This window comes from Ruegeria sp. SCP10 (assembly GCF_040329495.1).
Taxonomy (GTDB): Bacteria; Pseudomonadota; Alphaproteobacteria; order Rhodobacterales; family Rhodobacteraceae; genus Ruegeria.
This window is the reverse complement of sequence record NZ_JBDZYF010000001.1, coordinates 556,528-573,209: the sequence shown is the minus strand read 5'-3', so window position 1 is coordinate 573,209 and position 16,682 is coordinate 556,528. Positions and strand designations below refer to the sequence as shown.

The window sequence follows — 16,682 nt, the reverse complement described above, 5'->3', positions numbered from 1 at the left end:
TAGTGTCGCGGCTCAGGCGTGCCTCAGCCGTTTCCATTCGGTCAAGGCCGGATTCTCATCCGCTTGTGCGACCTCAATCTGCAAACCCGCATCCGGACCCGGATCAGCAATGCCTGGGCTGTCACTGCGCATCTGAGCCAGGCTGCGCAGATTGGCCAGCACCTTGGGTGCACGCATCATCGTATCCGAAATCTCACGCTGCAACTCCTGCGCCTTGGCCTGATGGCGCGCTCCGAAATAGAACGAAACGATCACACCCAAAAGCCACCATAGCGGTTCCGGCACCAGCGCAATGCCCTGCATCCGGGCCGCAAACCACAAAGGATCAATCATTGCAGCCACAAACAAGCCCAACGTCCCCAACGCCAGCGCTGGGCGGGGCAAACGGTTCAAACCATCCATAAATCGGTCAAAACTGCCCTTGCGCGGCACCTGAAACTCTGCCCCGAACTGCGCCATCGCCTGGCTTTGAACCGTCAATGCCCGTTGCGCACCCTCTTCGGCGTTTTCCCGAAAAACCTCTGCCGTTTCACGCACAACATTGCGCCCGCCACCAAACAGAAAACCCAGAATGCCCGATATCAGCCCCATGCTGCGACCCTTTCCTGAAACTGCGCTTCGCTCAGGTGGTACTTCGAAGAAAGGAACTCCTCGGCGCGTTTGATCCACCCCCCTTTGCCTCCCGCACGGCTACGCGCATATTTGCGCGAGGCAGGCCTGCGATCGGCCAAACGAAAATAGTAATTCCGTCGCGCCACCCCATATGCATCGCGCAAGGCTAACTCCCCCGGCAGGGCCGCCTGCGCGCAGACGCGCGTGGTCTGCGGACCGATCACGCCGTCCACTGCGACGTCAAACCCCATTTCGCGCAACAAACGCTGCAGGATTTTCACGGCCTGGCTGCCCGCATTGACATACATGTCAAAAACCGACGCGTGCAGTACCACGGGCAACTCTGAAATCCGAGGTTTTTCAAAGTAATGCCGTACAAAGATATCGATTGCTTGTTGCTTGCTCAGCGCCCTCACGTCGCGTGTGTCAATCTGCCCGTCACCCGTCAGATCAAGTCCCAAGCGCCGCATGGTGTGAATGGTCACACCGTAATTCGTCGCACCACCGGGATCATCCGGATCATCCACAAATCCACCTTCGCGCGCTACAATCTCTGTCGCTATATCCCGAACCGTCTGCATGTCGTCCCCCGAATGCTCTGTCAGGTGAAACGGTCCGTCAGTAAGCTTAATATCCTCAAACAACACAGGGCGCTGCTCGCCCTTGCGCGCAACGCCCCCTGTTCTTCTGTTCAACAATACCTCCGCCGGAGGCACGAGCAGCGCTGCGTTCAACTGTCGCTGGGCTCTTGATAAACGCCTTGTTCTTTCAGCGCGTCCATCACTTCTTTCGGCATATAGGTCTCGTCATGTTTGGCCAGGATTTCAGTCGCTTCAAACACACCGTTCACGTAACGCCCGGTCCCAACCATCCCCTGGTTTTCCGAAAACAGATCGGGCAATACACCGGTGAAGGCCACAGGCACGCTTTCACCACCATCGGTGATGACAAAGCGCACAGTCTCGCCCTGCCCACGCTGGATCGAGCCTTCCGCGACCAGGCCGCCAATCCGGAAAACTTCCGTAGGCTCGGGCGGCTCGGCGATCACTTCGCTTGGCGACCGGAAGAAATTGATCCCATCCTGTAAGGCCCACCCAATCAACGCCGTTGAGGCCGCCAAAGCAACCACCGCGACCAGAATAACCTGTATCCGACGACGTTTCTTGAGCGATTTCATACCGTCCTCACGGGAAAAGCGGGGCCATTATCAGGCCTTTGGTTTCGTCCTCACCTAACATCAGATTGGCGTTCTGCAAGGCCTGACCACTGCTACCTTTTGTCAGGTTATCCAATGCCGCAACCACGATCGCACGCCGCTCGATCCGATCAGCGACCACACCGATATGGCAGAAATTCGAGCCGCGCACATGGTGGGTCGATGGAGCCTCGCCCATTGGCAGCACTTCGATGAAAGGCTCGTCCGCATAGGCCTTCACAAGCGTTTCATAGACGCTTAGCGGATCGCCCTTTAGGTAGCTGGTCGCCAGAATACCCCGATTGGCCGGGATCAGGTGGGGCGTAAACTGTATATGCACGGTCCGGCCAGCAAGTCTGGAAAACTCCTGATCAAACTCCCCCAGATGCCGATGCGTGCCTCCGACAGCATAGGCATTTGCGCCCTCGCTCAATTCAGCATGCAACAGGTTTTCCTTAAGCGACCGCCCTGCCCCGGACACTGCGCATTTCAGGTCCAGAACGATATCATCCAGATCAATCACTTCGGCAGTAATCAGCGGCCGCAGCACATATTGCCCGGTTGCCGCGTTGCACCCCGTGCCAGCAACCAGCCGCGCAGTGCGGATGTCATCCCGATAGAACTCGGTCAGTCCATAAATAGCTTCTTCCTGATGCTCCAACGCGCTGTGTGGGTTACCATACCATTTCTCATACTCATCCGGGTCCTGCAGCCGGAAATCTGCAGACAAGTCGATAATCTTCAGGTTTTTTGGCAGTTCCCGGATCACCTCCTGACTGGTCTTATGCGGCAAGGCGCAGAAACACAGATCGATCTGAGAAAAATCGATTTCCGAGATCTTGCACAGATCCGGCAGGTCCATGTGGCGCAGATGCGGGAAGACCTGCGCCATAGACAGCCCGGCTTTGCGCTCGGCGGCCAGGGCAACGATGTCCATATTCGAATGCTCTGCAATCAGCCGCACCAGTTCAGCGCCGGTATATCCAGAGGCACCCAGAATTGCGATTTTATGGGTCATATCAGACCTCTTCTTTTCATGTGTCACGGGATGTGACCGCCGATGTGACGGTCTTTATATTCAGAATTCCGGAAAGGATGCGCCTTGACCTAGGTCAGGCCGCCTCGAACGTGATTTGTCGTCGGAGGAACTGGGTCGCACGGTCGCTGACAAAACCCGGCTTACCCGTGGTCAGGAACCCGCCAGCGCCCTCGCCCAGCATATTCAGGTGGCGCTGCAGATAGTCCGCCAGGCTTTCGGCAACCAGATCACCCTGGCTGAACACTTGCACATCCGGGCCCAAAGCCGCCTGAAAGGTTTCGGCCATCAACGGGTAATGTGTACAGCCCAGAATGGCGGCCTGAGGGTCTGGCATCTTCCGCTTCAGCGCATCCACATGGCTGCGCACCAGCGCTTCGGCCAGGATCATATCGCCATCTTCGATGGCATCGACCACACCGCCGCAGGCCTGCGCCTCGACATCTACACCAATCGCCCGGAACGCCAATTCCCGCTGAAACGCGCGACTGGATACGGTGGCTGGTGTTGCGAACAGCGCCACATGCTTGACGGCCACTTCACGCGGGGGTGAATTGTCGCCCCATTGCCGTTCTGTCAGCGCCTCGATCAGGGGCACAAAGACGCCCAGAACCCGCTTGCCCTCGGGCACACCGGCCTCCTGCATCCGCCGCAGCGCCGCCGCACTTGCGGTGTTGCAGGCCAGAATCACAAGATTGCAGCCGCGATCCCACAGGTCGTGCACGGCCTTACGGGTCAGCTGATAGATATCGTCGGAATCGCGCACGCCATAAGGCGCATGCGCACTGTCCGCATAATACAAGAAATCAACGTCCGGCAGGTGTTTCTGCGCGGCGTTCAAGACGGTCAGACCGCCCAAACCGGAATCAAAGATGCCTACTGCCATTTGCCCCTTCAGGCGCGATGCCGTTCCTCGAATTCATAGCCGTAGTCATAAGACTTCAACGGCTTCGGAGACAGCTCATACGTGGCTTTGCGCAGGAAATCCATCATCTTGCGCGTATCCTTGCCAAGCGGGTCCAGAACATCACGCCCGATCGGCTCGCCAATCACTACTTTTACCGGGGTATCGACGCGTTTCTTGAACTCTTTGATCAAAAGCCCCATGCGCAATGTATTGTGCAAATGACTGGCGATCTGGAACAGGCGCGAGGTGTGGCCGTCAAAGAATACCGGCACTACGGTCGCATTTGATTTGGCCACCATCCGCGCGGTGAACCCTCGCCAACCCGGATCCATCGGATAGGCGAACGGGTTGACTGCCGTGCTCACCGTCCCGCCCGGGAAAATGCCTATCGCCCCGCCATCGCTCAGATAGTTCAGCGCAGTTTTGCGGGTTTCGAGGTTCAGCTTCATCGCCTCTTTCGTCTCGTCGAACGAGATCGGCAGGATAATGCGGTTCAGCTCTTCGGCTTTGCGAAACACCCGATGCGCCAAAATGCGAAAATCGCCGCGCATCTCGGACAGCATGTGACCCATCATCAACCCGTCCAGGATGCCATAGGGATGGTTGGCAATCAGGATCAGTGGACCGTCTTTGGGGATGTTCGACAGCGCCCCGCCAACGACATCCAGTGTCAGACCATAGCGTTCAACCATGACGGCCCAGAAGTCACGCCCGCTGGCGACGTCTTTTTCGTACCCATCCGCACGTTTGATCAGACGGATCCGACCAGTCGTGTTTTCCATAAGCTTGATGACCATCCGGCCACCCTTGGTTTCGGCAGAATGGGCATAAGAAATGTCACGAACAGCATGACGACGCGAGGGCATCTAAGATCTCCGGTATTTCGCCTGCACTATAAATTAAGCGGCACTTTTGCCTAGCTCTTGTGACAGATTTGTGACGCCTCATTCCGCCGCAGCGCGCAGTTCGGGGCCTCCGCTGCGGATGCTTGCCAGCAATTCTTCGCGCCGTTTGGCGGCTTTGGCCTCATTTTCCAGCAAAACAGGGCCGAAACCTCGGATTTCCAGCGGTAAACGCGCTAGGGCGGCGATGGCGTCGTGCGTGTCCTGCGACAGAAGAGGCAGAACCTGTTTCATATCATCTTCATATTGCTTGATCAGCGCACGCTCCATCCGTCGTTCGGCTGTATAGCCAAAGATATCCAGCGGCGTGCCGCGCAGCGTTTTCATCCGCGCCAACAATTTCAGTGGCCCCATCATCCATTCGCCAAAGGCAAGTTTGCGGGGTCTGCCAGTGCCATCCGTCCCGCCCAGGATCGGAGGAGCCAGGTGGAAGGTCATTTTGAAATCGCCGTCAAACTCTGCCGTGGCCTTGTCGCGACTGCTCAGCAACAACCGTGCAACTTCATATTCATCCTTGTAGGACAACAGCTTATGATAGCCTTTTGCAACGGCTTCACGCACCGTTTCATCCTGAATGTCATCGACCAGCTTGCGGTAGCGTTTAGCCAGACGAGCCGATTTATAATCGGTCAGATGCTGGGCCCTGAAATCGATCATTTGATCCAGAGTCTTTGGCATCTCAGCAACAGACCGAGACAGGATCGATTGAACATCAGCCGGAAACAGAACCGCCCAACGGCCGATATCAAAGGCGCGTTTGTTCCGTTCGACCGCTGTGCCGTTCAGTTCGATCGCAGCCAAGATTGCCGAATGGCTAACCGGCAAGATGCCCCGCTGCCAAGCGGCCCCGAACACCATCATATTTGAGTAGATCGAATCCCCCATGACGGTTTTGGCCAGATCGGTCGCGTCAAACAGGCTCACCCCATCCTTCAGACGTGCCTGCAACGCCAGTTCCAACTGATCGCTGGGGATACGGAACTCGGTATCGCGGGTGAAATCACCTGTCACCGTTTCGTGATTGTTCACTACGGCGCCGGTTTGACCCGTCCGTGTCAGGCCCAAAGTCTTGGCCCCGGCAGAGACAACTAGATCGCCGCCAATCAGCGCATGCGCCTCACCAGTGGCCACACGAATGGCACTGATATCCTCGGGCCTGTTGGCCAGACGGCAATGGATATGCACAGCGCCGCCTTTCTGGGCAAGACCGGCCATCTCCATCATGCCGGCGCCTCTACCGTCGATTTGCGCAGCCTGCGCCAGGACGGCCCCAAGCGTGACAACACCCGTGCCGCCAACACCAGTGATGACGACATTATGCGTCCCGTCGATCTCGGGCAGATCAGGCATAGGCAGATCAGGCAGATCAAGCTGTTTCGTTGCCTCTTTCCGGATTTTCGCACCTTCCAGCGTGACGAAAGATGGGCAGAACCCGTTCAAGCACGAGAAATCCTTGTTACAGCTGGATTGATCAATCGCCCGTTTACGGCCCAGTTCGGTCTCTTTCGGTACAATCGAAACACAGTTCGACTGCACTCCACAATCGCCGCAGCCCTCGCAGATATCGGTGTTGATAAACACGCGCTTGTCCGGATCTGGGAATTCGCCTCGCTTCCGCCTGCGACGTTTCTCGGCAGCACAGGTCTGCACATAGACGATGACCGAGACACCCTCGATCTCGCGGAACCGGTCTTGAACCTTCATCAACTCTGCGCGTTCAAAGCTTTCCACGCCCGCAGGCAACGCGCTCAGGTTCACGTCTTCCTTTTCGTCATAGACAAGTGCGACATGCTGAACGCCCATGGCCTTTACCTCAGCGACGATCCGCTCGGCGGTCAGATCACCTTCGTTCCCCTGCCCACCGGTCATAGCGACCGCGTCGTTGAACAGGATCTTGAACGTCATGTTGGTCCCCGCCGACAGCGCCGCTCGGATCGCCTGAACGCCCGAATGGTTATAAGTCCCATCGCCCAGGTTCTGGAACACGTGTTTGGTGGTCGAAAACGGTGCTTCACCGATCCAGTTCGCGCCCTCACCCCCCATCTGGGTGAAACCGGTCGTCTCTCGATCCATCCACTGCACCATGTAGTGGCAACCGATGCCCGCATAGGCGCGGCTGCCTTCGGGTACTTTGGTCGAGCTGTTATGCGGACAGCCCGAACAGAAGTACGGCAGACGCGTTGCGATTTCCTGTGCATTGTCGGCCCGGCGCGCCTCGGACAGTTTTGACAGACCGGCGCGCACCCCGTCTGTGTCGCGGCCTTCTTCGATCAGAATCTCGCCCAGCTTCTCGGCAATCATGATCGGATCAAGCGCATCTCGGGTCGGGAACAATTCTTCCCGATGCAGCGCGCCCGCACCACCTTTGTACCAGCCATAGACCCGACGACCACGCCGATCGTCAAAGATGGCCTCTTTGACCTGAACCTCGATAAGTTTTCGTTTTTCTTCAACGATCACAATCAGGTCCAGCCCCTCGGCCCATTCATGGAAGCTGGTCATATCCAGCGGGAAGGTTTGACCGATCTTGTAGGTCGTGATGCCCAGACGCTCAGCTTCGGCTTCATCGATATTCAGCAGCGACAGCGCATGGGTCAGGTCCAGCCAGTTTTTGCCTGCCGCGACGAACCCGACCTTGGCACCTGGTTTGCCCCAAACCCGTTTGTCCAGCTTGTTGGCCCTGCAGAACATCTCGGCCGCAAAGCGTTTGTAATCAATGACCCGCGCCTCTTGCAGATGCGGTGTATCGCCCAGCCGGATGTTCAACCCACCCTCCGGCATATCAAATTCAGGCATCACCAGTTGCATCCGATCCGGCCTGCCATCCACAACCGAGGTAACCTCGATCGTGTCTTTCATGGTCTTCAACCCGACCCAGACACCGGCAAAGCGACTAAGCGCAAAGCCATAGATGCCGTAATCCAGTATTTCCTGAACGCCTGCCGGACTGACCACCGGCATATACATATCGACCAGAGACCATTCCGATTGGTGCAACACGGTCGAGCTTTCGCCCGTGTGGTCGTCGCCCATGGCCATCAGCACACCGCCATGCTGTGCAGTGCCCGCCATATTCGCATGGCGCATCACGTCGCCGGACCGATCAACGCCCGGACCCTTGCCATACCAAAGGCCAAAAACCCCATCGTATTTGCCATCGCCACGCAGACCCGCCTGCTGACTGCCCCATAGCGCAGTCGCGGCCAGATCCTCGTTCAATCCGAATTGAAAAGTTACATCGCTCTGGGTCAGATATTTTTGAGCGCGCATCATCTGCTGATCGACCGCCCCGAGCGGCGAACCACGATACCCTGTCACCAGACCCGCTGTATTTAGGCCCGTATGCTGGTCGCGTGCCTTCTGCATCAACATCAGCCGCACAAGCGCCTGCGTCCCGTTCAATAGAACAGGTGATTTCTCAAGATCGAACCGGTCATTCAGCGAAATTTGTGGCTGACTCATCAGACGTCTCCCTTCGTCAGATCAGTGTGCTTTATCTTCGCGCATATTAGGTCATAATTGCTGACCTGTATAGAGTTTATCCACTGAAACCTAAGCATTTCGTGGTTTGTTTGTGGAACTTGTTACCTATTTCATATAGGTCTTCCCGAGGATAACGAAAGTTGCGGCGATGGATTGGGACAAGCTTAGAATATTTCACGCAGTTGCGGACGCGGGCAGCCTGACCCATGCGGGCGACAAGCTCAATTTGTCTCAATCCGCCGTGAGCCGACAAATCCGCGCTTTGGAAGAATCACTCGACGCAACCCTGTTTCACCGCCATGCCCGCGGCCTGATCCTGACCGAACAGGGTGAGTTGCTGTTCGACGCCACCTCCGCCATGTCCAAACGTCTTGATACAGCAGCTGCCCGTATCCGCGACAGTGAAGAAGAAGTGTTTGGCGTTTTGCGCGTTACCACGACCTTTGGCTTTGGCACATTGTGGCTCGCCCCGCGCCTACCCAAGCTTTACGAGGAATACCCCGATCTGAACATCGACCTCATGTTGGAAGAACGTGTACTGGACTTGCCCATGCGCGAAGCGGACGTGGCCATTCGCATGAAAGAGCCCAGCCAAGCTGATCTGGTACGCAAACGCCTTATGACCGTTCAGATGATGCTTTATGCAACACAGGAATACATCGAAACACATGGCGGGATGTTGAATGCGCTGGAGGACATCAAGGATCATCGCCTGATCTGTCAAACGCCCGCGGCCCCCCAGGTGGGTGCTAGTGCCTCGATGGTGCAGCACCTGATGACCTACAATCCGAGGTCACTTTTGACTGTGAACAACTACTTTGGTGTGCTTCAGGGGGTTTTGCATAATCTGGGAATTGGTGTTCTACCTGATTACGTGACCCAGGACTTCCCGCATTTGCTGCCGGTTCTGTCCGATATCGAAACTGCTGATGTCCCCGTCTATTTGGCATATCCGGAAGAATTGCGGCATTCCAAACGCGTCGCAGCATTCCGTGATTTTGTCCAAGATGAAATCATTGAACAGCGTAAGCAAATGAAAAGAATGGGTAAACTTTAGATATGCGCTGACAGCATATCGGACATGACCAATCTACAGGCCGTTATTCCTTGAACGTTCACAAACTGCCACCTAAATGAACTCTCGAAGGCGGTGATGCTGAAACGCTCATCATCTTCATACCTCCCTGTTGGACTACGGCCGAGCTTAGTGCTCGGCCTTTTTTTTGGTTTTCCGCCAATTGCATCCCTCAACGCGCGAATAAGTCTGGGAAAACAGGCGGGTGCGCTCTAAGATCACGGAAAAATGATCGAATTTCTAAGGTCGAGGGATAATTCATGCTCCACCCACTTCGCCTGATTTTGGCGCTGGTATCTGTCATGTTCCTAACCCTGCCGCTTCATGCGCAGGTAGCAGGGACCACTTCGAGCGATACGTCGACCAGCGTGACAATTCCGGAAGACCTTACGCCGGAACAAGTGGATGATCTCGTTGCACGTATGTCAGATGACCAAGTCAGGTCGATCCTACTCGAACGTCTAGACGCCGTTGCTGAGAAAAACGCAGCCGACGCTGAAGAGCGAGATGACCCAATCACCGAAATCAACGAGATTTGGGCCGAAATGGTCGCGTCTTGGACTCATGTTATTGTCACGATTCCGAATTTGTTCAGCGCCCAGGCCCACGCCGTCGAGAACTTTGTCAAAAAGTTCGGCGGCAATGGTGCTCTACTATTGATAGCTCTCGTCTTCAGCGTTCTGGTTGTCGGGTTCGTGGCTGAAAAACTGTTCGGCCTGCTCACGAGAAAGTGGCAACCCAATGCAGAAGTTGCGGATGAGAACGATCTTAGGGGAGCGGTGAGTTATCTCTTTGTTCGGTTCTGCAAGGAGATCGCCGGGCTCGTTGTCTTTTATGTCGTCATTCGGGCCGTTGGTCGCGGGCTTCTGACGACCGAGCAAATAACCTACGCCGCGCCGTTTGTATTCTATTTGATCTGGGTTCCACGCCTTGGCGCCGCGGCATCGCGGTTCGTTCTTGCGCCAAACAAAGCGGAATTCCGGCTGGTAAATATCGACGACCATTGGGCGAAATACTTGCATCGCAATTTGATTGGCCTTCTGATCCTCGTGGGCTTTACCTTGTTCCTGCTGCATTTCAACGGCCTGAACGGAGTAACAGGTGGTGAAACACGTATCGGTTTCTGGCTCAATGCAGGCATCCACATCTACATTGGTTTGATCGCATGGAAAGCGCGCGAAGGCTTATCTCAGATGATGCTGGGTACTGACCCTGATCACACCAAGTTTGACCAGGAAATCGCCCACTACTACCCTTACTTCGCAATTGGTGTATCGGCGGTGATTTGGCTTCTGGTGGAATTCCTTGCTGCTCAGCGCGATCCGGCGATCCGAGTTATCTTGCTACAAGGTGCTCATTTCACGACCATGTTCTGGTTGTTGATCGCTCCGGCGCTCGACACATTGATCAGGGGCTTGGTCCGCCACCTTCAACCACCAATGCTAGGCGATGGACCTGTAGCGGAACAAGCGTATAAATCTACGAAGCGCAGCTACATTCGGATTGGTCGAGTTGTGGCAGTAATTTTCGTGATCCTAATGATCGCCCGCGCCTGGAACCTGAACCTCAGCGAAATCGCTGGTGGCGGTGGGGAAGAAGGCAGTCGTGTCATCCAGTTCTTTATTATCATCGCGGTAGGCTACATCTTGAACGAGGTTGTCTCGCTTTGGATCAACCGCCGCTTGGCGAAAGAGATGACCGCATCCGAGCAGAGCCCTGACGAAGAGGCCGGTGAAGGTGGTGGCGCGGGCGGCTCTCGTCTGGCGACCGTTCTGCCGCTGCTGCGCGTGACTGCACAGGTTGCAATTGCGGTCATCTTCGCCCTTCTGGCGTTGGGGGCCTTGGGGCTGGATATCACACCGCTTTTGGCCGGTGCTGGTATCCTGGGTCTCGCCATCGGTTTCGGCGCTCAGAAATTGGTTTCCGACATCGTCGGCGGGATTTTCTTCCTGATCGACGACGCTTTCCGTGTGGGTGAGTATGTCGACGTTGGTGGCACCACCGGTACGGTCGAGAAAATCTCGATCCGCTCGATGCAGCTGCGCCACCACCGCGGGCCGGTACACACTATTCCCTATGGTGAGATTCAGAAACTGACCAACTACAGCCGCGACTGGGTCATCATGAAGCTGAAATTCACCGTGCCTTTCGACACCGATCCCAACAAGGTTAAAAAGATCTTCAAGAAGATCGGCGCCGAGATGATGGAAGACGAGACCCACAAGGATGGTTTCCTGCAACCATTCAAGTCGCAAGGCGTCTTTGATTTTGACGACGTCGGCATGATCATCCGCGGCAAGTTCATGGCCAAGCCGGGCAAGCAGTTCACACTGCGCAAGGAGATTTTCAACCGGGTCAAGGCGTCGTTCAAGGAAAACGGTATCGACTTTGCCCGCCGCGAGGTGCGCGTTGCGATCCCCGGGCTGGATGAGAATGATGACCTGTCTGGCGAGCAAAAGACTGCTATTGGCGCAGCGGCAGGAGCTGTTGCTCAGCAGGCCCAGCAACAGAAAGATCAGCCTAAATAAGCTGAAGATCATAGAGTAGTCCAAGAATCAAAATCGGGGTCGCCATGAGGCGGCCCCTTTTTTCAGCAGACATCGCACACACACTCAAAACCCTGCCTCAATTGGCAGAGCCGCCTTTCCTCTTCCCCCCGGCGGCTGCTTCCCCTAAAAGGCGCCAGACATTGCCATCTCGGGGACGGATACAGGATGCAAGAGCCAGCCATCACACCGGATTTGATTGCCGCACACGGGCTTAAGCCCGAGGAATACGATATGATCCTAGAGATCATCGGGCGTGAGCCGACCTTCACCGAGCTGGGCATCTTTTCTGCCATGTGGAACGAGCATTGCTCCTACAAGTCATCCAAGAAATGGCTGCGCACCCTTCCGACCGAGGGCCCTCAGGTCATCTGCGGACCGGGGGAAAATGCTGGTGTGGTTGACATTGGTGACGGTCAGGCAGTGGTCTTCAAAATGGAAAGCCACAACCACCCATCCTACATCGAACCCTATCAGGGCGCGGCGACCGGCGTTGGCGGCATTCTGCGAGATGTCTTCACAATGGGCGCGCGCCCAATCGCCTCGATGAACGCCCTGTCCTTTGGCGAGCCCAGCCACCACAAGACCCGCCAGTTGGTCAATGGCGTGGTCGAAGGCATTGGCGGCTATGGCAACTGCTTCGGCGTACCTTGCGTGGGTGGCGAGGTGCGTTTCCACCCGGCCTATAACGGCAACTGCCTTGTGAATGCTTTCGCCGCCGGCCTCGCCGATAGCGACAAGATTTTCTACTCCGCCGCCTCAGGCGTTGGCATGCCTGTCGTCTATCTGGGCGCGAAAACCGGCCGTGACGGCGTCGGCGGCGCGACCATGGCCTCAGCCGAATTCGACGACACCATCGAAGAAAAACGCCCCACCGTTCAGGTCGGCGACCCCTTCACCGAAAAACGCCTGATGGAGGCGACACTGGAGCTGATGCAAACCGGTGCCGTGATTTCGATTCAGGACATGGGGGCGGCTGGCCTGACCTGTTCCGCCGTTGAGATGGGTGACAAGGGCGGTCTGGGTGTACGTCTTGATCTGGAAAACGTACCCCAGCGTGAAGAGAACATGACGGCGTACGAAATGATGCTGTCCGAGTCTCAGGAGCGCATGCTGATGGTCCTTAAGCCCGAGCTTGAGGCCGAGGCGCGCGCTGTGTTCGAGAAATGGGACCTGGATTTCGCCATCGTTGGCGAAACCATCGCCGAAGACCGCTTTCTGATTATGCATAATGGCGAGATCAAAGCTGATCTGGTTCTGTCGAAACTCTCCTCCACCGCACCGGAATACGACCGCCCGTGGGAGCCAACCCCCGAGGCCGCACCGCTGGAGGATGTACCGCAGATCGATCCCATTGACGGTCTGCGCGCCCTGCTCGCCTCGCCCAACTACGCGGGCAAGCAATGGGTTTATGAACAATACGACACCATGGTCATGGCCGACAGCGCCCGCACGCCGGGACTGGGCGCTGGCATGGTCCGCGTGCACGGCACCGACAAGGTGCTGGCCTTCACCAGCGATGTGACGCCGCGCTACGTGCGTGCCAACCCGGTCGAAGGCGGCAAGCAAGCGGTGGCCGAAGCCTATCGCAACCTGACCGCTGTCGGGGCCAAACCGCTGGCCACCACCGACAACCTAAATTTCGGCAACCCCGAAAAGCCCGAGATCATGGGCCAGTTCGTCGGTGCCATTCAGGGCATCGGCGCAGCCGTTGGCGCGCTGGATATGCCGATCGTGTCGGGCAATGTCTCGCTGTACAATGAGACCGATGGACAGGCGATCCTGCCTACCCCGACCATTGGTGCGGTTGGCTTGCTCAGCCACAGCGATGAGATCATTGGCAACGAGGTTCGTGAGGGCCATGTGGCACTGGTGATTGGCGAAACCCTTGGCCATCTGGGCCAATCCGCTCTGCTAGCTGAGGTGTTCAACCGCGAAGATGGCGATGCGCCTCATGTCGATCTGGATGCGGAAAAGCGCAATGGCGACTTCATTCGCGCCAACCGCGAATTGATCAAAGCCTGCACCGATCTGGGCGATGGCGGCCTTGCACTGGCGGCGTTCGAATTGGCCGAGGCCGCTGGCGTTGGTGTGCATCTCGATGAAGCCCCAACCGAATTCCTGTTTGGCGAAGATCAGGCCCGCTATCTGGTGGCTTGCAACTTTGATCAGGCAGAGGCGCTGATGATTGCCGCCGGTCAAGCCGGTGTGCCGCTGGTCTCGGTTGGCCGCTTCACCGGCGACACTGTGAAGATCGGCGGTTCCGAAGCAGCTTTAACCGACCTGCAGGACACATTCCGCAGCAGCTTTGCGGCAGCCGTCGCCTGATCACACGCCAGCAACGCGAACCAGCCTAATGTACTCCTGCGCTTTCGTGGCGCAGGATTTAGCGTCTTGGGCGCCCCGTGCCATCTTGCACGCCCCCGTCCATCGCTCTACATCTTGGGAAAGACTTTCAGGAGTGACCTACATGCCGATGAGCGCCCACGAAATTGAAACCCTGCTGCGCGAGAGCTTTCCGAATGCGGAAATTCAGGTCGGCGGCAGCGATGGCGTGCATATGTCCGCCATGGTCGTGGATGAAAGCTTTCGTGGCAAAAACCGGGTGCAACAGCAACGGGCCGTTTACGCGGCATTGAAAGGCAAGATGGACGGCCCCGATGGGGAGCTGCACGCGCTGGCCCTGACTACAAAAGTGCCGGAGTAAAATGGAGCATGCGATTGTAATCTCAATTGCGGTCTCTGTCTTTGTTTTGCTCATTGCGCTGTTAGCGTGGAGCCATTCAAAAACCATACACAAGACGAGGCGAGGATCGCCGCCCGGACGCGGACAGCATCTTTTGCATTCCTCTTACAATTCACAAGATGGTGCAATTAGTTCGTCGCAGACCCATATGCCCAAAGACCCACAAAACTACGCCAAAGCGATGATGCCGAAGAGCAAAGGAAACGCGAAATGACCGACGTGAAAACCCAGATCGACGAAACCGTCAAAGCCAATGACGTTGTGCTGTATATGAAAGGCACCAAAGAGATGCCTCAGTGCGGTTTCTCATCCCGTGTGGCAGGTGTGCTGAACTATATGGGCGTCGACTATGCCGATGTGAACGTTCTGGCTGATGAGGCCGTGCGTCAGGGCATCAAAGATTACTCCGACTGGCCGACTGTCCCTCAGCTATATGTCAAAGGCGAATTTGTCGGTGGCTGCGATATCATTACCGAGATGACTCTGTCGGGTGAGCTGGACACGCTATTTGACGAAAACGGTGTTGGCTACAACAAAGACGCCGCAGACAAAATCCGCGAAGCGAACGCCTGATCCGCCCTTAGCGGCTGGAACAATTCTGATAGATGACCTGCTCGTCGGCGGCACCTGATGCCGCCGCGTAGCTTACGCTGGCATCCCATCCTTTTGAGCGCAGAATATAAGTTCCGTTGGTGTCCACGGATTCATACCGAATGCCCGATCCGCTTTCGACCTGACGCATCGAGACAAGGGTGTTGTCCAAAATCGTCGCCGCCGCGCCCGACCCGTCCGCCGCGTTAAAATAGGTCACCGGCAGCGGCACGCCATTCTCACAGGTGAAACTCACGGTCAGAATGTCGATCTCTGCCGATGCAAGTGACGCAGACAGTGTCAGTACGGCAGAACAGGTCAAAGAACGCATGAAGGTCATTGGGTTTTCTTCTCCTCGATCACGGATGCCAAAGCCTCGGCCCGTGCGGCCAGTTCAGCCAATGTGTCAGTTACCGACGGGGGCACCACAGCCACCTCAACCCGTTCCGGTTCTGGCGCAGGTGCTGCGCGCAGCGTATTCAACTCGGCCTCAACCTCGGTCAATTTGCGTTCCAAAACTTTGACCTTGTCATCCGTCGCGGCGGTTTTGTCGGCCAGCATCAAGCCCGCCATCAACAGCATCCGCGCCTCGGGCATCCGGCCAATCTGATCTGACAGAACCTGCGCTTCGTCATCCAGCATCTTGGCGGCAGTGTGCAGAAACGCCTCTTCCCCGTCCTGGCAAGACACTTCGAAACCACGTCCGCCGATATGAATGGTCACTTCGGGCATTATTCTACCTCACCTTCTGCCAGTTCTGCCTTGCTGAGCAGGGGCTCAAGTCGGGCCAGAATGGCATGCGCTTCGGATGCGTCCGAGGCCTGTTTTGCGCGGGTGGCCTCCAATTCGGCGGCGGTGACCTGATCCAGCAGTTCGGCAACGGGCTGCCCCTGCTCCGCCGCCGCTCGCAGCTCATCAATCGCGCTTTGAAGCGTCGCGTTCGCCTTGCGCATTCGTTGCAAATCGCTGTCCAGGCGCGACATCGCGGCCCCATGGCTGGCCCGTTCGGCACGCAGCATATCAAGCTCGGCGCTCAGGTCTTCCAGCCGTTCGGTATCGGCAAGTTCCGACCGCAACCGGCTGTTTTCCGCCTCAATCTGCTTGGATCGCTCTACGAGCCCACGCAGCTCATCCAATTCTGCCTGTATCGGAGCTGTGTCGGCAAGCATATCCATTTCGGATCGAAGCTGCGCATTCTCAGTCTTCAATGCATCAAGTTCTTCCGAATTCTCCAGCGCCTCTTTGGCCTCGGCCAGTTCCAGCCGGGCGGCCTCAACGCTTGCAAGCTTGGTCGACGCTTCCGCTAGCTGTTCGCGCAGCCCCTCAACCTCGGCGTTGTCACCGGACGAAGCGTGCGCGTGATCCAACTCAGCGCGCAGACTGTCCATTTCCTGATCATGGCGTTCTTTCAGGGACTTCAGCCTCTCCTGCAACTGGGCATTGGCAACGCGCTCCTCATCAAGCGCGGTTTTCAGGCTATCATCGGCCGGTTCTCCGCCGGGTGCCACGTGCTGCATGGCGTCGACACCTGCGCCGATGCGCTCCATCGCGGCGATGATGCGATGCTGTAATTCCTCGATCTGGCTCAT

General features: G+C 56.7%; 15 protein-coding genes. 5 read left to right on the top strand and 10 right to left on the bottom strand.

Annotated elements, in window-relative coordinates; all coding sequences use genetic code 11:
• Positions 1-12: 12 nt before the first annotated feature.
• The 7 genes from ABLN87_RS02895 to ABLN87_RS02865 all read right to left on the bottom strand — a co-directional run bounded on the left by ABLN87_RS02895 (position 13) and on the right by ABLN87_RS02865 (position 8,114).
• Complete coding sequence (locus tag ABLN87_RS02895) at positions 13-591, bottom strand: holin family protein (RefSeq protein ID WP_353007390.1); 579 nt, start codon at positions 589-591, stop codon at positions 13-15.
• Positions 582-1,193 (bottom strand): holin-associated N-acetylmuramidase, encoded by a 612-nt coding sequence (locus ABLN87_RS02890; protein ID WP_353008371.1) that lies wholly within the window; start codon positions 1,191-1,193, stop codon positions 582-584. Before ABLN87_RS02890 ends, ABLN87_RS02895 begins: the two co-directional genes overlap by 10 nt.
• Positions 1,194-1,342: 149 nt before the next feature.
• Positions 1,343-1,789, bottom strand: coding sequence for a cytochrome c maturation protein CcmE (gene ccmE, locus ABLN87_RS02885; protein ID WP_353007387.1), 447 nt, complete (start codon positions 1,787-1,789; stop codon positions 1,343-1,345).
• A gap of 7 nt (positions 1,790-1,796) precedes the next feature.
• On the bottom strand, positions 1,797-2,825 hold the full coding sequence (gene argC / locus ABLN87_RS02880) for an N-acetyl-gamma-glutamyl-phosphate reductase (protein WP_353007384.1): 1,029 nt from the start codon (positions 2,823-2,825) through the stop codon (positions 1,797-1,799).
• 94 nt (positions 2,826-2,919) lie between these two features.
• Positions 2,920-3,729, bottom strand: a complete 810-nt coding sequence (locus tag ABLN87_RS02875; protein WP_353007381.1) for a glutamate racemase — start codon at positions 3,727-3,729, stop codon at positions 2,920-2,922.
• Between the two features lie 8 nt (positions 3,730-3,737).
• Positions 3,738-4,616, bottom strand: a complete 879-nt coding sequence (locus ABLN87_RS02870; protein WP_170536929.1) for a lysophospholipid acyltransferase family protein — start codon at positions 4,614-4,616, stop codon at positions 3,738-3,740.
• Between the two features lie 78 nt (positions 4,617-4,694).
• Positions 4,695-8,114, bottom strand: coding sequence for an indolepyruvate ferredoxin oxidoreductase family protein (locus ABLN87_RS02865; protein ID WP_353007377.1), 3,420 nt, complete (start codon positions 8,112-8,114; stop codon positions 4,695-4,697).
• A gap of 169 nt (positions 8,115-8,283) precedes the next feature.
• On the opposite strand from ABLN87_RS02865, the gene ABLN87_RS02860 reads away from it, so the two are divergent.
• From ABLN87_RS02860 to grxD, 5 genes are all read left to right on the top strand, one after another.
• Positions 8,284-9,192 (top strand): LysR family transcriptional regulator, encoded by a 909-nt coding sequence (locus ABLN87_RS02860; protein WP_353007375.1) that lies wholly within the window; start codon positions 8,284-8,286, stop codon positions 9,190-9,192.
• A gap of 278 nt (positions 9,193-9,470) precedes the next feature.
• Positions 9,471-11,738, top strand: coding sequence for a mechanosensitive ion channel family protein (locus ABLN87_RS02855; protein WP_353007373.1), 2,268 nt, complete (start codon positions 9,471-9,473; stop codon positions 11,736-11,738).
• A gap of 186 nt (positions 11,739-11,924) precedes the next feature.
• Entirely contained in the window at positions 11,925-14,084 is a 2,160-nt protein-coding gene (purL, locus tag ABLN87_RS02850) for a phosphoribosylformylglycinamidine synthase subunit PurL (protein WP_353007371.1), read from the top strand.
• Between the two features lie 142 nt (positions 14,085-14,226).
• Positions 14,227-14,463: a BolA/IbaG family iron-sulfur metabolism protein gene (locus ABLN87_RS02845; protein ID WP_039530494.1), complete on the top strand. Its 237-nt coding sequence runs from the start codon at positions 14,227-14,229 to the stop codon at positions 14,461-14,463.
• Positions 14,464-14,712: 249 nt separating this feature from the next.
• Positions 14,713-15,075: a Grx4 family monothiol glutaredoxin gene (gene grxD / locus ABLN87_RS02840; RefSeq protein ID WP_170458109.1), complete on the top strand. Its 363-nt coding sequence runs from the start codon at positions 14,713-14,715 to the stop codon at positions 15,073-15,075.
• A 7-nt stretch (positions 15,076-15,082) separates the two neighbouring features.
• Here the strand turns inward: grxD and ABLN87_RS02835 are convergent, their stop codons facing one another.
• The 3 genes from ABLN87_RS02835 to ABLN87_RS02825 are packed head-to-tail and all read right to left on the bottom strand — an operon-like array spanning position 15,083 to position 16,682.
• Positions 15,083-15,433 carry an MliC family protein gene (locus ABLN87_RS02835; RefSeq protein WP_353007366.1) on the bottom strand — a complete coding sequence of 117 codons (351 nt, stop codon included), beginning with the start codon at positions 15,431-15,433 and terminating at the stop codon, positions 15,083-15,085.
• Positions 15,430-15,825: a cell division protein ZapA gene (locus ABLN87_RS02830; RefSeq protein WP_353007363.1), complete on the bottom strand. Its 396-nt coding sequence runs from the start codon at positions 15,823-15,825 to the stop codon at positions 15,430-15,432. The genes ABLN87_RS02835 and ABLN87_RS02830 overlap by 4 nt, the downstream gene beginning before the upstream one ends.
• Complete coding sequence (locus ABLN87_RS02825; protein WP_353007360.1) at positions 15,825-16,682, bottom strand: hypothetical protein; 858 nt, start codon at positions 16,680-16,682, stop codon at positions 15,825-15,827. The genes ABLN87_RS02830 and ABLN87_RS02825 overlap by 1 nt, the downstream gene beginning before the upstream one ends.

Coding starts and splice junctions, on each gene's coding strand:
- ABLN87_RS02895 (WP_353007390.1), bottom strand. CDS start 591: ATGGGGCTGATATCGGGCATTCTGGGTTTTCTGTTTGGTGGCGGGCGC.
- ABLN87_RS02890 (WP_353008371.1), bottom strand. CDS start 1,193: ATGCAGACGGTTCGGGATATAGCGACAGAGATTGTAGCGCGCGAAGGT.
- ccmE (WP_353007387.1), bottom strand. CDS start 1,789: ATGAAATCGCTCAAGAAACGTCGTCGGATACAGGTTATTCTGGTCGCG.
- argC (WP_353007384.1), bottom strand. CDS start 2,825: ATGACCCATAAAATCGCAATTCTGGGTGCCTCTGGATATACCGGCGCT.
- ABLN87_RS02875 (WP_353007381.1), bottom strand. CDS start 3,729: ATGGCAGTAGGCATCTTTGATTCCGGTTTGGGCGGTCTGACCGTCTTG.
- ABLN87_RS02870 (WP_170536929.1), bottom strand. CDS start 4,616: ATGCCCTCGCGTCGTCATGCTGTTCGTGACATTTCTTATGCCCATTCT.
- ABLN87_RS02865 (WP_353007377.1), bottom strand. CDS start 8,114: ATGAGTCAGCCACAAATTTCGCTGAATGACCGGTTCGATCTTGAGAAA.
- ABLN87_RS02860 (WP_353007375.1), top strand. CDS start 8,284: ATGGATTGGGACAAGCTTAGAATATTTCACGCAGTTGCGGACGCGGGC.
- ABLN87_RS02855 (WP_353007373.1), top strand. CDS start 9,471: ATGCTCCACCCACTTCGCCTGATTTTGGCGCTGGTATCTGTCATGTTC.
- purL (WP_353007371.1), top strand. CDS start 11,925: ATGCAAGAGCCAGCCATCACACCGGATTTGATTGCCGCACACGGGCTT.
- ABLN87_RS02845 (WP_039530494.1), top strand. CDS start 14,227: ATGCCGATGAGCGCCCACGAAATTGAAACCCTGCTGCGCGAGAGCTTT.
- grxD (WP_170458109.1), top strand. CDS start 14,713: ATGACCGACGTGAAAACCCAGATCGACGAAACCGTCAAAGCCAATGAC.
- ABLN87_RS02835 (WP_353007366.1), bottom strand. CDS start 15,433: ATGACCTTCATGCGTTCTTTGACCTGTTCTGCCGTACTGACACTGTCT.
- ABLN87_RS02830 (WP_353007363.1), bottom strand. CDS start 15,825: ATGCCCGAAGTGACCATTCATATCGGCGGACGTGGTTTCGAAGTGTCT.
- ABLN87_RS02825 (WP_353007360.1), bottom strand. CDS start 16,682: ATGAGCCAGATCGAGGAATTACAGCATCGCATCATCGCCGCGATGGAG.